At 35.6% G+C, this 2,414-nt stretch carries 1 protein-coding gene and 1 pseudogene; both read right to left on the bottom strand.

The annotated features are described in order from the left end of the window. Window positions 1-66: 66 nt before the first annotated feature. Window positions 67-1,368 carry an HD domain-containing protein gene (locus Q0F04_RS11695; protein ID WP_295753490.1) on the bottom strand — a complete coding sequence of 434 codons (1,302 nt, stop codon included), beginning with the start codon at window positions 1,366-1,368 and terminating at the stop codon, window positions 67-69. Window positions 1,369-1,523: 155 nt separating this feature from the next. After that, window positions 1,524-2,009, bottom strand: a pseudogene (gene tnpA / locus Q0F04_RS11690) (IS200/IS605 family transposase). Window positions 2,010-2,414: the final 405 nt, after the last annotated feature.

Genomic DNA, 2,414 nt, shown 5'->3' with positions numbered 1-2,414 from the left:
GTAGAGCCGTATACGAGACCCGTACGTACGGTTCAACGGGAGGGGCGATAATTTTATTTTATCCCTCTACCCTATTTTATTCAATAATTCTTGCCTTTTATTCTTTTCCGGATGATAAAAAGCATATTTTAAACACACATTCAAAGCTTCCTGAATCTGTTTTCCCCTTAGATTTGTAGCTTCTATAATATCTTTTCCATTCAACGCAAGTTGGGATATACTCATACATCGATTTCTATTTTGGATGTAATAGTCATAGAATAATTCTACATCTACAGCTGATTTTTGTCCCAATTCAGAATGGGCCATCGCATCGCAGTAGCGAATTTGAAGTAATTTCAATAAGTGTTCTTCATCCAAATTATATGTAATGCGATATTTATAAATACAATCTAAATCACAAGTAAATTTATCATCATGATGCAAGACATAGAATGGTATCCACTTTCTTTGGTCATTTGTGAGTTTAAAACGTCGACAAAGCTCTTTCGATAATTCACTTCCCACCATGGCATGATGCTTAAAATGATCCTTCCCCTTAGAATCAGTTGTCTTTACTTGTACTTTACCCAAGTCATGAAATAATAGCGCAAAGGCCAATGTCTCATCATAGGGTTTTAAATAGCTCATCGCATCTAGTGTATGATGCAAGACATCGGTATAGTGATAGATTGAGTTTTGACTACAATGTAAAGCCAAATCCAACTCCTTAAATACGGGTTTTAAAAGAAGTGTCATATCCGCCAATACTTGTGGATTTATTTCCATGATTTCTTTTAATTCATGTACAATTCTTTCTATCGATACATATTGAATCAAAGATGCATTTGTATCGATGGATGTTTTAACTGTTTCATCCATAGAAAAGCCTAGTTTTGCGCAAAAACGATAGGCACGAAGCATTCTTAGGGCATCTTCATTAAATCTTCGATCTGGACTTCCAACACAACGTATCACTTTACGTTTTAAATCGACTTGCCCATTGTATGGATCAATCAAACCGCGACTAGGATGATAGGCCATCGCATTCACAGTAAAATCACGTCTTGATAAATCTTCTTCGATTGTAGAAACATATTTCACACTGTCTGGATGACGATGATCCTTATATTCACTCTCTAAACGAAAGGTTGTGATTTCTACGGGTGAATTCGACAAAACCGTTACCGTTCCATGTTTGAGTCCTGTACCAATACTGCGATCAAACAGATTCAATATCACTTCGGGCTTAGCACTTGTACAAATATCATAATCATGAATCGGACGATTTAATAAATAATCTCGTACACAGCCTCCTACTACATAGGCTTCATATCCAATGTCATTTATTTTATGAATGATTTCTAATATATATTCAGGTAATTTCATACTCTAATTATAGAATAAAATCCATGCTTAAAAAAGCGTGGTTTTCTCTGCGGTTATAAGCCTTTACTACCAGCTCGCGTCTCAAGGCGCTGCTTTCACTTCGTACAAGCTATCGCTTTTGACTCTCGCCAGCCCTCAAAGGGCTTTGTTTTTTACTATTTCTTTCTCTTTGCTTTTTCTTGTTTATGTGCCTGTTGCTCTGCTTCTGAGAATGGATTTGCGTACTCCTTTACACTCATTTTATCCATTGCGATATCATGCATTTCCTGCTCACGAATATATTTTGCTACTGTCGCATCATTCAACCCTACCGTACTTACATAATATCCTTCGCTCCAAAAATGTCTGTTCCCGAACTTATATTTCAGATTAGCATGTCTATCAAACATCATCAATGCTGATTTCCCTTTTGATATCCCATAAATGCAGATACAGATAATGATGGAGGTATCATAACTAGCATATGTACATGGTCTCTCATCAGATGTCCTTCTATTATTTCTACATAATTCTCGCAATATCTCACCCAAATCTTTTCGATATTGATTGTATATCACTTTTCGTCTATACTTTGGAGTGAAAATGGTGTGGTACTTACACATCCATTTTGTATGTGCTAAAGAGTTTGCTTTATTAGCCATTATAATCACCATTCTTTCTTATTTTGATAGCTTGAACACCTTCATTATAGAAAGAATGGTGATTATTTTGTATAACATTTTTTTGACACCACCCGCATAGCAGGTGGTTTTGTTGTTTCGTACTTCGTACTCAACTGGCTAAAGCCAAAAACGTAAAAGAAAAGCACTACCAAAGTGGTAATGCTCTGTACTGATTTTTAGGCACCTAATTATTTTCAGTTAAGTAACACTGTAGATTTAACTCATACAATAAAGTCATCCAGACATTGTCTGGACATCACCCATTATGCTTTTGAAAACAAATCGTTATTCTTCTCTAAGCCATCTACAAAGATCAATAACTTGAATACCTTGATAATCATATGTTTCATGACGTGTTCTTGCAATAATCAACTTAGGGTATGC

The sequence above is a fragment of the uncultured Holdemanella sp. genome (genome assembly GCF_934772795.1).
Lineage (GTDB): Bacteria > Bacillota_I > Bacilli_A > Erysipelotrichales > Erysipelotrichaceae > Holdemanella.
Note: the sequence above shows the minus strand (reverse complement) of the source record. Positions and strands in the feature narration are given on the sequence as shown.